Source organism: Streptomyces sp. 351MFTsu5.1 (genome assembly GCF_000383655.1).
GTDB classification, from domain to species: domain Bacteria; phylum Actinomycetota; class Actinomycetes; order Streptomycetales; family Streptomycetaceae; genus Streptomyces; species Streptomyces griseorubiginosus.
Genome location: NZ_KB911784.1, coordinates 134,283 through 150,175, shown reverse-complemented (window position 1 = coordinate 150,175; position 15,893 = coordinate 134,283). Strand labels below are relative to the sequence as shown.

General features: G+C 70.9%; 13 protein-coding genes. 3 read left to right on the top strand and 10 right to left on the bottom strand.

Features of this window, described 5'->3' with window-relative positions; translation table 11 throughout:
• Positions 1–56: 56 nt before the first annotated feature.
• A complete protein-coding gene (locus tag H295_RS0123530; RefSeq protein ID WP_020137813.1) occupies positions 57–1,763 on the top strand; it encodes a sodium:solute symporter family protein in 1,707 nt (568 codons plus the stop codon).
• Between the two features lie 21 nt (positions 1,764–1,784).
• Complete coding sequence (locus H295_RS0123525; protein WP_020137812.1) at positions 1,785–2,084, top strand: hypothetical protein; 300 nt, start codon at positions 1,785–1,787, stop codon at positions 2,082–2,084.
• Between the two features lie 259 nt (positions 2,085–2,343).
• Here H295_RS0123525 and H295_RS0123520 read toward each other — a convergent pair whose 3' ends face one another.
• The 10 genes from H295_RS0123520 to rsmI form a co-directional block, all read right to left on the bottom strand.
• Entirely contained in the window at positions 2,344–3,036 is a 693-nt protein-coding gene (locus H295_RS0123520; RefSeq protein WP_028809668.1) for a helix-turn-helix transcriptional regulator, read from the bottom strand.
• Positions 3,037–3,265: 229 nt separating this feature from the next.
• A complete protein-coding gene (locus H295_RS0123515; protein WP_020137810.1) occupies positions 3,266–5,068 on the bottom strand; it encodes an ABC-F family ATP-binding cassette domain-containing protein in 1,803 nt (600 codons plus the stop codon).
• 209 nt (positions 5,069–5,277) lie between these two features.
• Positions 5,278–7,176 carry a nitrate- and nitrite sensing domain-containing protein gene (locus H295_RS0123510; RefSeq protein WP_020137809.1) on the bottom strand — a complete coding sequence of 633 codons (1,899 nt, stop codon included), beginning with the start codon at positions 7,174–7,176 and terminating at the stop codon, positions 5,278–5,280.
• A 141-nt stretch (positions 7,177–7,317) separates the two neighbouring features.
• Complete coding sequence (locus H295_RS0123505) at positions 7,318–8,097, bottom strand: MHYT domain-containing protein (RefSeq protein ID WP_020137808.1); 780 nt, start codon at positions 8,095–8,097, stop codon at positions 7,318–7,320.
• A 215-nt stretch (positions 8,098–8,312) separates the two neighbouring features.
• On the bottom strand, positions 8,313–9,212 hold the full coding sequence (locus H295_RS0123500; protein WP_020137807.1) for a 4-(cytidine 5'-diphospho)-2-C-methyl-D-erythritol kinase: 900 nt from the start codon (positions 9,210–9,212) through the stop codon (positions 8,313–8,315).
• A complete protein-coding gene (rsmA, locus tag H295_RS0123495; RefSeq protein WP_020137806.1) occupies positions 9,209–10,090 on the bottom strand; it encodes a 16S rRNA (adenine(1518)-N(6)/adenine(1519)-N(6))-dimethyltransferase RsmA in 882 nt (293 codons plus the stop codon). Before rsmA ends, H295_RS0123500 begins: the two co-directional genes overlap by 4 nt.
• Positions 10,091–10,184: 94 nt before the next feature.
• The gene (locus H295_RS0123490) at positions 10,185–11,501 is read right to left on the bottom strand and encodes a resuscitation-promoting factor (protein ID WP_020137805.1); all 1,317 of its coding nucleotides are present in this window, start codon (positions 11,499–11,501) and stop codon (positions 10,185–10,187) included.
• Between the two features lie 99 nt (positions 11,502–11,600).
• Positions 11,601–12,485 carry a TatD family hydrolase gene (locus H295_RS0123485; protein WP_020137804.1) on the bottom strand — a complete coding sequence of 295 codons (885 nt, stop codon included), beginning with the start codon at positions 12,483–12,485 and terminating at the stop codon, positions 11,601–11,603.
• 68 nt (positions 12,486–12,553) lie between these two features.
• The gene (locus tag H295_RS0123480; RefSeq protein WP_020137803.1) at positions 12,554–12,949 is read right to left on the bottom strand and encodes a hypothetical protein; all 396 of its coding nucleotides are present in this window, start codon (positions 12,947–12,949) and stop codon (positions 12,554–12,556) included.
• 247 nt (positions 12,950–13,196) lie between these two features.
• Positions 13,197–14,045, bottom strand: a complete 849-nt coding sequence (gene rsmI / locus H295_RS0123475) for a 16S rRNA (cytidine(1402)-2'-O)-methyltransferase (RefSeq protein ID WP_020137802.1) — start codon at positions 14,043–14,045, stop codon at positions 13,197–13,199.
• 85 nt (positions 14,046–14,130) lie between these two features.
• Between rsmI and H295_RS0123470 the strand changes: the two genes are divergently transcribed.
• Positions 14,131–15,870, top strand: coding sequence for a dolichyl-phosphate-mannose--protein mannosyltransferase (locus tag H295_RS0123470; RefSeq protein ID WP_020137801.1), 1,740 nt, complete (start codon positions 14,131–14,133; stop codon positions 15,868–15,870).
• Positions 15,871–15,893 lie beyond the last annotated feature (23 nt).

Genomic DNA, 15,893 nt, shown 5'->3' with positions numbered 1-15,893 from the left:
AGAGTCAACACCGCAATCAAACAAAGCGCATCAGTCGAGGTGTTCAATTGCTGACTATGCAATCCCCCACAAACGGCGCACATGCCGCACATAGCGCATACCTCGCGGCCGAGCTGAGGCTCCCCACCAACTGGCTCGACTACACGATCCTCGGCATCTACTTCGTCGTCGTCCTCGGGATCGGCTTCGCGGCCCGCCGCTCGGTGAAGACGAGCCTGGACTTCTTCCTCTCCGGTCGCTCGCTGCCGGCCTGGATCACGGGTCTGGCCTTCATCTCGGCCAACCTGGCGGCGACGGAGATCCTCGGCATGGCCGCCAACAGCGCCCAGTACGGCGCCTACACGGTCCACTGGTACTGGATCGGCGCCATCCCGGCCATGGTCTTCCTCGGCCTGGTGATGATGCCCTTCTACTACGGCAGCAAGGTGCGCTCGGTCCCGGAGATGCTGCTCCTGCGCTTCGACAAGTGGGCCCACCTGCTGAGTTCGGCCCTGTTCGCCTTCGCGGCCATCCTCATCGCCGGCGTGAACCTCTACGCCCTCGCGATCGTCGTGGAGGCTCTGCTGGGCTGGCCGCAATGGGTGGCGATCGTGGTCGCCGGCGCCTTCGTCCTGGCGTACATCACGCTCGGCGGCCTCTCCTCGGCGATCTACAACGAGGTCCTCCAGTTCTTCGTGATCCTGGCGGCCCTGATCCCGCTGGTCGTCCTGGGCCTGAAGAAGGTGGGCGGCTGGGGCGGCCTCACCGACAAGCTGACGGCGGAGCACGGCGCCAACTTCACCACCGCCTGGGGCGGCACGGGCATCGGCAGCGCCAACCCGCTGGGCGCGAACTGGCTGACGATCGTGCTGGGTCTGGGCTTCGTGCTGTCCTTCGGTTACTGGACGACGAACTTCGCGGAGGTCCAGCGGGCCCTGTCCGCGAAGAACCTCTCGGCGGCCCAGCGCACCCCGCTCATCGCCGCGTACCCGAAGATCTTCATCGTGTTCCTGGTAATGATCCCGGGCCTGGTGGCGGCCGCCCTGATCCCCGGCTTCGGCACGTCCGACTCGGGCTACCAGTACAACGACGCCATCCCCTACCTCATGGAACAGCTCCTGCCGAACGGCGTCCTCGGCATCGCGGTCACCGGCCTCCTGGCCGCCTTCATGGCCGGCATGGCGGCGAACGTCTCGTCCTTCAACACGGTGTTCACCAACGACATCTGGGGCCGCTACGTGCGGCGGGGCCGGGAGGACGAGTACTACGTCCGCTTCGGCCGCCTGATCACGGTCATCGGCGTCTGCGCCTCCGTGGGAACGGCCTTCCTGGCCTCCTCCTTCTCGAACATCATGAGCTACCTCCAGACGCTGTTCTCCTTCTTCAACGTGCCGATGTTCGTCGTCTTCATCGTCGGCATGTTCTGGAAGCGGGCGTCGGCGAAGTCCGGCTTCTGGGGCTTGCTCGCGGGCACGGTCGCGGCGATGGTGAACTACTTCTGGATCTACAAGCAGGGCATCGTCGACATCCCCACCGACCAGGGAGCCAACTTCGTCTCCGCGATCGTCGGCTTCGTGGCGGGTGCGGTGGTGATGGTCGCGGTGTCGCTGTTCACGGCCCCGAAGCCCACGGAGGAACTCCAGGGCCTGGTCTACGGCACGACGTCCCCGGGCATGTCCGAGCCGCCGGCCGCGGGCGACGACGCGTGGTACCGCAGGCCGGCCCTGCTGGGCTGGGGTGCCGTGGTCCTGGCCGCCGCCTGCTACATCCCGTTCTCGTTCTGATCGCGGAGGATTCGAGGAACCATGTCCGAACACGACGTCCAGCGGGAAGTCTCCGAACTCCAGGCCAAGTCGGCCACGGCAGCCCGCATCTTCGACCTGCGCCGCATCATCGGCGGCCTGTTCGTCCTCTACGGCATCATCGTCACGATCGCCGGCATCAACCCCTCCGACTCCTCCCTCGACAAGTCGGAGGGCATCAACATCAACCTGTGGACGGGCCTGGGGATGCTGGCGCTGGGCATCTTCTTCCTGATCTGGCTGAAGCTGAAGCCTGCGGCGCCGGTGCGGGTGGATCCACCTGAGGGCGAGGACGCCCCCTGAGGGGGTGCCGGGTTCGGTCGGCGGGCGACTGCGGGTCCGTCGTGGCTGTTCGCGCAGTTCCCCGCGCCCCCGCTGCGCTGGGCTTGAGCCGGGCGCCTGGGGGTGCCGGGTTCGGTGGCGGGGCGACTGCGCGTCCGTCGTGGCTGTTCGCGCAGTTCCCCGCGCCCCTGGGTGGGTTGCGGTCGACGTGCGCCACGACGGGCATCTCAGGGGCGCGGGGAACTGCGCACAACGCCCGCCCCCACCGAACCCGCAGATTTCACGGCCCCACCGCCGGAGGCTGCGGCACCGGACCGGCCCGGTCCAGCAACCCCGTGCGCGCGGCCAGTGCCGCCGCCTCCAAGCGAGACCCGACCCCCAGTTTCATCAGCACCCGCTGCACATGCGTGCGCGCGGTCGACGGCGCTATCCCCATCCCCGCCGCGATCAGCCGCGTGTCCTCCCCGTCGGCTACCCGCACCAGCACCTCCACCTCCCGAGGCGTCAGCATCTGGAGCAACCGCTGCCCCTCGTCGTCCGGCTGCGCCGCGGGATTCAGCAGCTCACTGAACGCCCCCTGCAACAACTGCGGCGCCACCGCAGCCTCCCCCGCCCGCGCCTTCATGATCGCCCGCTCGACCCCCTCGATCCGCTCGTCGTGCCGCACATAGCCGGAGGCCCCCGCGGCGAACGCGGCGGCGATCCCGCGAGGACTCGGGACCGGCCCCAGCACCAGCACCGCCACCTGCGGCCGCTCCCGCTTGATCTTCACAACCGGGTCGAACATCCCCGGCTCGGCCGGCGTGGCCGTACCCAGCAGGCACACCTCGGGCGCCCGGCTGATCACCAGCTCCGCCGCCCCCGCGGCAGGCGCCGCCGCCGCGAGCACCCGGTGCCCCCGCAGCTTCAGTGCCGAGGCCAGCGCCTCGGCGAGCAATCGGTGGTCGTCGACCACCATGAGCCGAACTCCCATCGAGCAACCCCCCAGTCCCCCCATGGATCCGCGTGAAAGCCCCACTATGGATGCCCACTGATCCGCGCGGACAGAGGCCCTCTCCCAGCCCCCCGCCCTTCATGCCCCCGGAAGCTACACGCTAGTTCGACGTTGCGCTTCCCCTACCGGCGAGAAGTGTCCCGGAAGGGCTGAATTCCCGGCTTTCCTGACGTTCGAGGACGATGTACGACACCCGCACGCGCCGCCCTCACGCGTCCTCGGCCAGCTCCAGCCACCGCATCTCCAGCTCCTCCCGCTCCCCCGCGAGATCCCGCAGCTCGGCGTCGAGCGTGGCGACCTTCGCGAAGTCGGTGGCGTTGTCGGCGATCTGCCCGTGCAGCTTGTTCTCCCGCTCGGAGATCTTGTCCAGCTGCCGCTCGATCTTCTGGAGCTCCTTCTTCGCGGCCCGCTGATCCGCCGCGCTCTTCTCGGGCACGGCCTTCACCGGAGCCGGGGTGACCGCGGCCGCCGCCTCCTCCATCCGCTGCCGCCGCTCCAGGTACTCGTCGATGCCGCGCGGCAGCATCCGCAGGGTGGCGTCACCGAGCAGCGCGAAGACCCGGTCGGTCGTGCGCTCGACGAAGAACCGGTCGTGGGAGATGACGACCATCGAGCCGGGCCAGCCGTCGAGGACGTCCTCCAGCTGGGTCAGCGTCTCGATGTCGAGGTCGTTCGTCGGCTCGTCGAGGAACAGCACGTTGGGCTCGTCCATCAGCAGCCGCAGCAGCTGGAGCCGCCGCCGCTCACCACCGGACAGGTCCCCGACCGGCGTCCACTGCTTCTCCTTGTTGAAGCCGAACGTCTCGCACAGTTGCCCGGCGGTCATCTCGCGCCCCTTGCCGAGGTCCACGCGCTCCCTCACCTGCTGGACGGCCTCCAGCACCCGCAGCGCGGGGTTGAGTTCGGCGACCTCCTGGGAGAGGTAGGCGAGCTTGACGGTCCTGCCGACCACGACCCGCCCGCCCACGGGCTGCGTCTCGCCCTCGGTCCGCGCGGCCTCGGCCATGGCCCGCAGCAGCGACGTCTTGCCGGCGCCGTTGACCCCGACGAGACCGATCCGGTCCCCGGGGCCGAGCTGCCAGGTCACGTGCTTCAGCAGCACCTTCGGACCGGCCTGGACGGTCACGTCCTCCAGCTCGAAGACGGTCTTGCCCAGCCGAGAGGACGCGAACTTCATCAGCTCGCTGGTGTCCCGCGGCGGCGGCACGTCCTTGATGAGTTCGTTCGCCGCCTCGACCCGGAAGCGGGGCTTGGACGTACGGGCGGGAGCGCCCCGCCGCAGCCATGCCAGCTCCTTGCGGACGAGGTTCTGCCGCTTGGTCTCCTCGGTGGCGGCGATCCGCTCGCGCTCGGCCCGCGCGAAGACGTAGTCGGAGTACCCGCCCTCGTACTCGTAGACATCGCCCTTCTGCACGTCCCACATGCGGGTGCAGACCTGGTCGAGGAACCAGCGGTCGTGGGTGACGCAGACCAGCGCCGAGCGCCGTTCGCGCAGGTGCTTGGCCAGCCAGGCGATGCCCTCGACGTCGAGGTGGTTGGTGGGCTCGTCGAGGACGATCAGGTCCTGTTCCTCGATGAGCAGCTTGGCGAGGGCGATACGGCGGCGCTCGCCACCGGAGAGCGGCGCGATGACGGTGTCGAGGCCCTGCGGGAAGCCGGGCAGGTCGAGCCCGCCGAAGAGTCCCGTCAGGACGTCCCGGATCTTGGCGTTGCCCGCCCACTCGTGGTCGGCCATGTCCCGGATGACCTCGTGGCGGACGGTCGCCGCCGGGTCTAGGGAGTCGTGCTGGGTGAGGACGCCCAGGCGCAGGCCGCCGGAGTGGGTGACGCGCCCGGTGTCGGCGTCCTCCAGCTTGGCGAGCATGCGGATCAGGGTGGTCTTGCCGTCGCCGTTGCGGCCCACGACGCCGATGCGATCGCCCTCGGAGACGCCGAGCGAGACACCGTCCAGCAGGGCACGGGTGCCGTACACCTTGCTGACGTTCTCGACATTGACCAGATTGACGGCCATTTCTCTCCTGCCCAGGGGGATCGATCGACCCTCCAGGGTAGTCCGGCGCACGGACATCCCCGCGCCCCGGGGAATCACCCCCGGGAGGGGCCTCTCGCCTCTCGGGGAATCACCCCCGGGAGGGGCCTCTCGCCTCTCGGGGAATCACCCCGGGAGCGGCCCCCACCCGTCGGGGAACACCTCCGGGTGCGAGGGGCCGCTTGCGGGGCTCAGGCGCCGGCCATGCCCCGGCGTTGGATCAGTGCGGTCGCGGGGGCGAGACCGCGTCCGTGCTGGGCGGTCTCGGCCACCGGCATGTCGTCGCGGGTCAGCCCCTCGGGGATGAACACGGCCGCGGTCACCCCGCCGTTCGGCGAGGAGCGGACCTCCACCTGCAGTCCCTGGCGCTCGCGCAGCCGGTTGACCACGATCAGGCCGATCTGCTTGGCGTCGAGGAGGTCGACCCGGTCGGACTGGATCTTGCGGTTGGCCTCGGCGAGAGCCTCCTCGTTCATGCCGAAGCCGCTGTCCTCGATCTCGATGAGGACGCCCTCACGCAGCCGGGCGGCGCGCAGTTGGACCTGGGTGCTGGGCGGGGAGAACGCGGCCGCGTTCTCCACGAGCTCGGCGATCAGGTGGATCACGTCGGCGACCGAGCCGCCGACCACGGAGACCTTCGGCACCGCCCAGATCTGCACCCGGGGCGCGTTCTCGATCTCGGCGACGGCCGCGCGAAGCACCTCCGCCAGCGGGATCGGGTCCCGCCAGCCACGGCCCGGCGCGATCCCGGACAGGATGAGCAGGCTCTCGGAGTGCCGGCGCATCCGCGTCGCCAGGTAGTCGACCTGGTACAGCTCCCGCAGCACGGCCGGGTCCTGCTGGCGCCTCTCCAGGGCGTCGAGCAGGTCCAGCTGGCGGTGGAGCAGCACCTGGCTGCGGCGGGCGAGGGAGACGTACACCCCGGAGATCCCGCTGAGGAGTTCGGCCCGCTCGGAGGCGGCCTTGAGCGCGGCACGCTGGACCGCGGTCAGGGCGGTACCGACCTGGGCGAGCTCGTCACCGGCCAGGCGGCGCATGGGAGCCTCGGCGTCGATGTCGACGCCCTGCCCCGCGTGCAGCCTGCGCATGGCCTGCGGGAGGCGTCGGCCGGCCACCTCGAGGGCGGAGTTGCGCAGGTCGAGCAGTTCGACGATGAGACCGCGCCCGACGAGCACGGACACGAGCAGTGACAGCAGCACGCCCACCAGACCGAGCACCACGGCGATCCCGGAGGCGCCGAGGGTGTCCCAGCCGAACGGGTCGGCCTTGGCGGTGGCACCGGTGCCGGCCGCCGTCTCGGCCGCGGTCAGCTTCGCCAGCACCCCGGCGGAGGCGGTGTCCCAGCCCGCCTGCGCCGCCTGCGACAGGGGTCCCGGACCGGCGGCGCGCACCCGGTCCTCGACGGCCTGCACGCGCGCGTACCCGGTGCCCCGCAGGATCTCCTGGTACGCCGCCTGGTGCGTGGTCCTCAGATCGGCGACCGCGGGCTCGAGCAGCTCCCGCTGGGTGGCGACCGCGCCGACGAACAGCTCGTACTGCTCCCGGCCCAGCGTTCCGCCCGCCCGCGCGGCGGCCAGCAGCGCCTGCTCCTGCGCCAACGCCTCACGCGCGCGTGCCAGTTCGAGCACCACGCGCGCGTCGGAGGCGGCGCCGGTGCCCTCGTCCCCCGTGAGGCCGCCGGTCACGGCGAAGGCGTCGTCGATGACCGCCGTGTACTTCGTGTACGTCGTCGGGGGCGCCGCCCCCTTGGAACCCGCCTCGCCGCGCAGGGCCGTGAGCCGGCCGACGTCGGCCTCCAGGGTGTCGATGCGGCCGGGCAGGCTGGCGTCGAGGAGTGCGGCGTCCGAACTGGAGGCGTTGATGCCGTCCTTCAGCGCGTCGGCGGCCTTGTTGGTGGCCCGACGCGCGGGCCCGACCCCGGCACCGCTCAGCGTGGCCGTCCGCTCGGCCTGCAGCGCGGTCACGAACTCCCCGACCGGTGTGAGGAGTTCCGCGTTGACGTCCTTGGCCCGCTCGGTGTCCCCGATGCTGGACGCGGTCGTCACAGCGGCGAACCCCCACAACGCCATGAGCGACACGATGGGCAACATGAGCAGCGAAACGATTTTCGCTCGAACAGATCTGGGCCGCAGCCGCGCGAAGGTACGGGAAAAGGACATAGGGGAGACCTTGCTCGCGATGAAATGAACGTTTCTGCAACGCCCCTTCAGGGCGCGCAGTCGACCAGATGTCTACGCGGTGGTCAGCTCGACCTCGCGGAGCAACTCCGCGGCGATGGCCGACTCATGACGCTTACCGGTCGGCGACAAGGCGACGTACGCGGCAGCGAGGAACAGGAACGACCCCAGCACGACGGCCAACGGAAAGATGAACTCGGTCGGGGTGGCACCGGCCAACCCCGCACTGCTGGGCGTCAGTTCGATGCTCACCGCGTACATCGCCGTGTAGTGCATGCTGCTCACCGCGAGGCCCATGACCAGCGCCGCCGCGGTGGCCAGCACCGGCCCCCGCACCACCAGCGTGAGCGTCAACGCGGCGGTCGCCGCGACGACCGCGATCGCGACGGACGCGATGACCAGCCTGGGGTCGTAGTCCACCTGTCCATGCAGATTGAGCGCGGCCATGCCGGTGTAGTGCATGGCCGCGACACCGACGCCGGTTCCCAGGCCGCCGAACACGACCGAGGTCACCCGTGAGCGCCCGTAGCCCGCGGTGAAGACACCGGCGGCGACCACACCGACGGACATCAGCAGGCTGAGGACGGTGAGCGGGACGTCGTAGCGGATCGGGGTGCCCTCGACGCTGAAGCCCAGCATGGCGACGAAGTGCATGGTCCAGATACCGGAGCCGATGGCGACGGAGGCCAGAAGCAGCCAGTTCCGCTTGGAGGCGCCGTCCGCCTCCAGCGCCCGGACGGTGCAGCGCAGGCCGAGCGCCGAGCCGACGCAGGCCATCGCATAGGACAGGACGGGCGTGACCCATCCGGCGCTGAAGTGATCCATGTGGCCCATGGGAGTTTCCTCTCGTACCACCGGCAACCAAGTGACCGGGGTTGGCTGGATCGTGCCAGCGCTTCTCGTGTCAAACGGGGCGCAAAAGGGACCACGAGGTGTATTGCTGAAAATTAAAGTAATTAGTTTCAGTCAACACTTCAACCACATATTTGTGCAGGTCAGCTGGCCTTTGTGAAGGCTTCGCGAACGCCTCGGGGAGGCTCCGTGAGAGGCTACGCGCCGAGCACCGTCGCACCAGGTGCCGGACCCGACGCCACCCGCACGGTCCGGCAGGTGCCGGAGGTCCGCAGCGCGTCCGCGATCTTCGCCGCGGATCCGGCGTCGCGGGCCAGGAAGGCCGTGGTCGGGCCCGAGCCCGACACCAGCCCGGCGAGGGCGCCCGCGGCACTGCCCGCCGCGAGGGTGCCGGCCAGTTCCGGGAAGAGCGAGAGGGCGGCGGGCTGGAGGTCGTTGGAGACGGCGGCGGCGAGTGCCTCCGGGTCGCCCTTCGCCAGCGCGTCGAGAAGGGCCTCGGAGGCGACGGGCTCGGGGACGTCGAGGCCCTCGGTGAGCCGGTCGAACTCGCGGAAGACGGCCGGGGTCGACAGACCGCGCTCCGCCATCGCGAACACCCACGAGAAGTCGCCGCCGACGTCCAGCGGGCGCAGTTTCTCGCCGCGTCCGGTGCCGAGCGCGGCCCCGCCGACCAGGCTGAACGGCACGTCGCTGCCCAACTCGGCGCAGATGTCGAGCAGTTCCTCCCGGGAGGCGTCCGTGCCCCACAGGGTGTCGCAGGCCAGCAGCGCGCCGGCGCCGTCCGCGCTGCCGCCCGCCATGCCGCCGGCGACGGGGATGTCCTTGGCGATGTGGAGGTGCACGGCGGGCTCGATCCCGTACCGCCCGGCGAGCGTGAGCGCGGCCCGCGCGGCGAGGTTCGTGCGGTCGAGGGGGACCTGGGCGGCGTCGGGGCCCTCGCAGGTGACCCGGAGCTCCTCCGCAGGCGTCACGGTCACCTCGTCGTGGAGGCCGACCGCGAGGAAGACGTTGGCCAGGTCGTGGAAGCCGTCGGGGCGGGCGGCGCCCACCGCGAGCTGGACGTTGACCTTGGCGGGGACACGGACGGTGACGCTCACTGCTGACCGGGCTCCTTGTTCGGTGCGTGCTCGGCGATCCGCGCGAACTCCTCGACGGTGAGCGACTCGCCGCGGGCCTGGGGCGAGACCCCGGCCGCCACGAGAGCCGTCTCGGCGGCCGCCGCCGACCCCGCCCATCCGGCGAGCGCGGCCCGCAGGGTCTTGCGGCGCTGGGCGAAGGCCGCGTCGACCACGGCGAACACCTCGCGCTTCGCGGCGGTCGTCTTGACCGGCTCGGTCCTGCGGGTGAGCGCGACCAGGCCGCTGTCGACGTTCGGCGCGGGCCAGAACACGTTGCGCCCGATCGACCCGGCCCGCTTGACCTCGGCGTACCAGTTGGCCTTCACGGACGGGACGCCGTACACCTTCGAACCGGGCGCCGCGGCGAGCCGGTCGGCGACCTCGGCCTGGACCATGACGAGGGTCCGCTCGATGGTCGGGAAGGTGTCGAGCATGTGCAGCAGCACGGGTACGGCGACGTTGTAGGGCAGGTTCGCGACGAGTGCCGTTGGCAATGGAACCGGGAGGTCGGTGACGTGCATGGCGTCGGAGTGCACGAGTTGGAAGCGGTCTGCACGGTCGGGCATGCGAGCGGCGATCGTGGCCGGGAGCGCTCCGGCGAGTACGTCGTCGATCTCGACGGCGGTGACGCGGTCTGCGGTCTCCAGCAGACCGAGGGTCAGTGAGCCGAGACCGGGGCCCACCTCCACGACGACGTCCTCGGGCTTCACCTGGGCGGTCCGCACGATCCTTCGGACCGTGTTCGCGTCGATCACGAAGTTCTGGCCGCGCTGTTTGGTGGGGCGCACGCCGAGCACGGCCGCGAGTTCGCGGATGTCGGCCGGGCCGAGGAGGGAGTCTGGGGAGGGGGTGCTCACGTGGACAGCCTAGCTGCGGGCCGGTGGGGGTTGAGCGCGCCCGCGTGGCGGAGCCACACATCGATGCAGCCCCGCGCCCCTGAAAGCCCTCCCGTCACCCGTGCAGACGGCCCCCGCAATGCGGCCAAGGGCTCGCCCCCCGCCTCACATACAGCTTCTTCGCCCGGAACGTCTGTTCCGCCGCCGGGGCGTCCTGGGGGCGGCCGGAGCCGCCGAGGCCCTGCCAGGTTCTCGTGTCGAACTGGTAGAGGCCGCCGTAGGTTCCCGACGGGTCCACCGCGTTCGGGCGGCCGCCGGACTCGCAGTGGGCGAGGCCCTGCCAGTTCAGGTGGTCCGCGCCCTGGACGGAGGTCGGCATCGGCCTGGTGCCCACCCGCACCAGCTGGTCCCGGGGCTCGCGCACCGTCTCGACCCGGATCCGGCGCGGCTTCTGCTTGACGCCGTTGACGGTGCGCAGGGAGTACGTGACGCGTCGTACGCCCGGCTGTCCCGCCTGTTCGATGACCTCGGTGCCCTTGAACAGGGAGTGGTCCTGGGTCCGTTGCTCGCGGAACGGGATCTGCTCCTCGCGGACCTCCCTCGTCCCGGTGATCCGCAGCACGGTGATGGTCTGGCCCTCGCGTGGGAAGCTCCCCGACGGCACCGACGTGGTGTCCATCCCGCTCAGCGTGACGCCGGCCTCCTCGACGGCCTCCCCCACGGTCGCCGCGTTGGTGCGGATCGTGCGGGCCCGGCCGTCCGCCATGACGGTCACCGAGCGCTCGGTGCGCACGTCGAGCGCGAGCCCTTCCCGCCCGATCCGCCGGGAGCGCGAGGTGGACAGGTACGCGCCCTCGGCACGCACCCCGAGCTGTTCCAGGGCCCCCTCGACGGTCTGCGCCGTCGTCCACACCTCGCGCCGGTGTCCGTCGAGCGTGAGCCGCAGGGGACGGCCGTAGCGGACCTCGACCTCGTCCCCGCTGGCGAGCTCTTCGCCGGGGGCGGGCGCGACGACGTCGTGCGCGCCCACCGCCACGCCCTCCTCGGCGAGCAGCTCGCTCACGTCGTCCGAGAAGGTGTGCAGGGTGCGCGGCTTGCCGTCGACGGTCAGCTCGATCGCCTTGTCCTCGGCGACGAACGCGGTGGTGCCGCCCGCGAGGAAGGCGACGACCAGCGCCTGCGGAAGCAGCCGGCGCACGGTGCTGTCGGAGCGCTCGGTGTACCGCGCCCTGCGCCGGCGTGCGGCGCGCCGCCCCGAGTGCTGGAGCGGCAGCGTCGGCTCGGACGTCTCGTACGCGGGCCGGTAGGTGTCCTCGTACGGCAGGACCGGCGTCCCGTACACCTCGTACGGGAGCGTGTCCGCGGTGGTGGGCTCGGTGTACGGCTCGGTGGGGCCGTAGGCCTCGTACGTCTCGTACTGCGCGTTGCTCACGACGACACGCTCCAGGGGTCCGGATCGGGCCCCCAGAACCTAGCGGAGCGATCGTCACTCTCCAAAGCGACGCGACTACCCGGAGTTACGTTCGAGCGGTCAGTAACCGAAGGCGCGTGCGGTGTTGGCGGCGAGTGCCGTGGCCAACGCGTCCTCGTCGATGCCGCGCACGGCGGCCATCGCGCGCACCGTGACCGGAATGAGATAGGGGGCGTTGGGCCGTCCGCGGTACGGCGCCGGGGTCAGGAAGGGCGCGTCGGTCTCCACGAGCAGGAGCTCCAGCGGGGCCACCGCCACCGCGTCCCGCAGGTTCTGCGCGTTCTTGAAGGTGACGTTGCCGGCGAAGGACATGAAGTAGCCCTCACGGGCGCACACTTCGGCCATCTCCGCGTCGCCGGAGTAGCAGTGGAAGACGGTCCGCTCGGGAGCGCCCTCCTCCTTCAGCACCCGCAGCACGTCGTCGTGGGCGTCGCGGTCGTGGATGACGAGCGCCTTGCCGTGCCGCTTGGCGATCTCGATGTGGGCGCGGAAGGACGACTCCTGCGCCTCCTTGCCCTCGGGCCCGGTGCGGAAGTAGTCGAGGCCGGTCTCGCCGACGCCCTTGACCTGCGGGAGCGCGGCCAGGCGGTCGATCTCCGCGAGCGCCTCGTCGAGCGCCCCGGTGCCGCCGGGGGTGCGCGCGCCCTGCCGGGACCAGCCGTCCGGGTCGCCGTGGACGATGCGCGGGGCCTCGTTGGGGTGCAGGGCGACCGTCGCGTGGACGGAGTCGTGCCGGGCCGCCGTCTCCGCGGCCCACCGCGAGCCGCGGATGTCGCAGCCGACCTGGACGACCGTGGTCACCCCGACCGACGCGGCTTTCGCGAGCCCCTCCTCCACGGTCCCGTCCTGCATGTCCAGGTGGGTGTGGGAGTCGGCGACCGGCACCCGCAGGGGCTCCGGGAGCGGCGGTGCCGCGTTCTTCTCGCGGGGGCTGTTCGAAGGCATGCCCCGATCCTACGAAAGGGGCACACCCCGCCCGGCGGGGAGACCGGGTCGGCCCGGGTCGGTCCGGTTCAGCTCGCCTTGCGCTGGAACACGTGCAGCAGGTCGGACAGGTGCCAGTGGTGCCCGTCCGGCTCCGGCGCCCCGTCGGCGCCCGCGGGCACCTCCACGGGACCGGCGGGAGGCGTGCGGTGCTGCCGGTGCGCCGCGTCGCGGGTGGCGGCGACCCGGCCGGGCCGCATGATCCGCACGACATGGTGGTCGCAGTTCTCGCACGTGGGCCTGGAGAGCGGCGAGGGCACGACCCGTCCGTCCGCCGTGTACTGCACGAACTCCCGGCCGTCGCCGTCGATGTGGTGCTCTATCTCGTACGACTGCTCCCACCCGTGCCCGCAGCGCATGCAGGCGAAGGAGTAGGACTCGTTGACGACTGCCGTGGCACCGGGGTGCCCTGCGATCTCGCTCATGCCAGCTCCTGTGTGTCCGCTGGTTCGAAGGACGGGTACGTCCCTCACCCCAGTGGACGCCTCAGGGAAGACGAAGGCGACAGCCCCTGTCGAGTGTTGAGGCCGATTTGGACTTTCCTTGCCAAACGGACCCGCCACGCCGTGTGGACCTTTGCATTCCGAGACACCGCTTTGCGAGCACATGGGGCGCACGCTCAGACGTCATGCGCCCTGCTCAGAGGGGGTGTGACCCACCTCATGCGACCCGTCAGGAAGGGGCGTTCTTCGCCGCGACAACGGCATCGAACACCACGCGCTTGGGGATCCCGGCCTCGACGGCCACCGCCGCGATCGCCTCCTTGCGCCGCTCCCCCGCCTCCTCCCGGACCCGCACCCGGCGCACCAGTTCCGCGTCGTCGATCTCCTCGGTGCCCTTCTCGGGCGCCCCCTCGACGACGACGGTGATCTCCCCCCTGACCCCGTCCGCGGCCCACTCGGCGAGCGCGCCCAGCGGCCCCCGCTTGACCTCCTCGTACGTCTTGGTCAGCTCCCGGCACACCGCGGCCCGCCGCTCGGCACCGAACACCTCGGCCATCGCGGCGAGCGTGTCGTCGAGCCGGTGCGGGGCCTCGAAGTAGACGAGGGTCCGCCGTTCCCCGGCGACCTCCCGAAGCCGCGAGAGCCGCTCCCCGCTCTTGCGCGGCAGGAACCCCTCGAAGCAGAACCGGTCCACCGGCAGCCCGGACAGCGCGAGCGCGGTGAGCACCGCGGACGGTCCCGGTACGGCGGTGACGCGGACGTCCTTCTCGACGGCGGCGGCGACCAGCCGGTACCCGGGGTCGGAGACGGACGGCATGCCGGCGTCCGTGACCAGCAGCACGCGCGCGCCGCCGAGGAGTTCCTCGACCAGTTCGGGGGTCCGGGCGGCCTCGTTGCCCTCGAAGTAGGACACGATCCGCCCCTTGGGCGTCACACCGAGCGCCTGGGTCAGCCGGCGCAGCCGCCGGGTGTCCTCGGCCGCGATCACGTCGGCCCCGGTCAGTTCCTCCGCGAGGCGGGGAGGAGCGTCCGCGATGTCGCCGATAGGGGTGCCCGCCAGGACAAGGGTTCCAGTCACCCGCCCATCCTCCCAGGGGCGCCGCGAACCGGACGCATCCACCCATGCACGGGACTCACACAGCGCGGTTCCCTACGATGGCGCGGTGACCAGTACCGCGTCCTCCACGGACACCCGGCAGGACCAGGCCCCCCAGGACCGGCGGCCGTCGTGGCAGCAGAGGCTGCGCCGTTTCGGCTACACCGCGCAGACCAGCGGCGACGTGCGCGAGCGTCTGGTCCCGCCCTATGTGGCACCCAGCCCGCGGATGTGGCAGGTGCTGGGGGTTCCGCGGCTGCTCTCCGACCGGATCTCGCGCTGGTCGGGCTGGCTCGGGCCGCTGCTGGTGACGCTGGTGGCGGGGATCATGCGGTTCTGGAACCTGGGCAGCCCGAAGAAGGTGATATTCGACGAGACGTACTACGCCAAGGACGCGTGGGCGATCGTCCACCGCGGCTTCGAGCTGAGCTGGGACAAGAACGCCGACAGCCAGATCCTGTCCTCGAACGGGCATGTCCCGCTGCCGACGGACGCCGCGTATGTCGTGCATCCCCCGGTCGGCAAGTACGTCATCGGGCTCGGCGAGCTGATGTTCGGGTTCAACCCGTTCGGCTGGCGGTTCATGACGGCGGTGCTGGGGACGCTGTCGGTGCTGATCGTGTGCCGGGTGGGCCGCCGGATCTTCCGCTCCACCTTCCTGGGCTGCCTGGCCGGTGCCCTGATGACGGTGGACGGGCTGGCCTTCGTGATGGCGCGGACCGCGCTGCTCGACGGTGTGCTGATGTTCTTCGTGGTGGCCGCGTTCGCGTGCCTGGTCATCGACCGCGACCGGGCCCGGGAGAGACTCGCGGCTGCGCTGCCGGTGGACTCCTACGGCCTCGTGCGCCCCGACGCGCACGTCGGGGACACCCTGCGCCTGGGGTGGCGCCCCTACCGCTGGCTGGCGGGCCTGCTCCTCGGACTGGCCATGGGCACCAAGTGGAACGGCCTGTTCTTCCTGGCCGCCTTCGGCCTCATGACCCTGTTGTGGGACGTCGGCTCCCGCCGGGTCGCGGGGGCGCGGCGCCCGTACGAGGCGGTCCTCAAGTACGACCTGGGGATCGCGTTCCTGGCGATGGTTCCGGTCGCGGTCGTCACGTACCTCACCTCGTGGATCGGCTGGATCCTCTCCCCGGCGGACGGCAGCGGCGGCTACTACCGCAACTGGGCGGCGACCGACGGCAAGGGCGGCAGCTGGACCTTCCTGCCCGACTGGTGGCGCAGCCTGATCCACTACGAGCACGAGGTCTACAAGTTCAACGTCGGGCTGTCCTCGCCGCACACGTACATGTCGAACCCGTGGAGCTGGATCGTCGACGGCCGCCCGATCTCCTTCTTCTACGAGTCGCCCTCGCCCGGCACCGACGGCTGCCCGGCGGACGCGGGCGAGAAGTGCGCGCGCGAGGTGCTGGCGATCGGCACGCCGCTGCTGTGGTGGGCCGCGTGCTTCGCGATCCTGTACGTGCTGTGGCGCTGGTTCTTCCGCCGCGACTGGCGGGCCGGTGCCATCGCCTGCGGCATCGCGGCGGGGTACCTGCCCTGGTTCAACTACCAGGAGCGCACGATCTTCTTCTTCTACACGATCGTCTTCCTCCCCTTCCTCTGCCTGGCCGTTGCCATGCTGGTCGGCGCGCTCATCGGCCCACCCCGAGCGACCGACACCCGCCGCGTGGCGGGCGCGACGGCGGCCGGCGTCCTGGTCCTCCTGATCGCCTGGAACTTCATCTACTTCTGGCCCCTGTACACGGGAACGGCGATCCCGATCGACTCCTGGCGGTCGCGGATGTGGATCGACACCTGGGTCTAGTCCGGGACGGCAGGGGAGGCCGC

What these genes read in the sequence shown, in the direction of transcription:
- H295_RS0123530 (WP_020137813.1), top strand. Translation starts at nt 57, where the DNA reads ATGCAATCCCCCACAAACGGCGCACATGCCGCACATAGCGCATACCTC.
- H295_RS0123525 (WP_020137812.1), top strand. Translation starts at nt 1,785, where the DNA reads ATGTCCGAACACGACGTCCAGCGGGAAGTCTCCGAACTCCAGGCCAAG.
- H295_RS0123520 (WP_028809668.1), bottom strand. Translation starts at nt 3,036, where the DNA reads ATGGGAGTTCGGCTCATGGTGGTCGACGACCACCGATTGCTCGCCGAG.
- H295_RS0123515 (WP_020137810.1), bottom strand. Translation starts at nt 5,068, where the DNA reads ATGGCCGTCAATCTGGTCAATGTCGAGAACGTCAGCAAGGTGTACGGC.
- H295_RS0123510 (WP_020137809.1), bottom strand. Translation starts at nt 7,176, where the DNA reads ATGTTGCCCATCGTGTCGCTCATGGCGTTGTGGGGGTTCGCCGCTGTG.
- H295_RS0123505 (WP_020137808.1), bottom strand. Translation starts at nt 8,097, where the DNA reads ATGGGCCACATGGATCACTTCAGCGCCGGATGGGTCACGCCCGTCCTG.
- H295_RS0123485 (WP_020137804.1), bottom strand. Translation starts at nt 12,485, where the DNA reads ATGCCTTCGAACAGCCCCCGCGAGAAGAACGCGGCACCGCCGCTCCCG.
- H295_RS0123480 (WP_020137803.1), bottom strand. Translation starts at nt 12,949, where the DNA reads ATGAGCGAGATCGCAGGGCACCCCGGTGCCACGGCAGTCGTCAACGAG.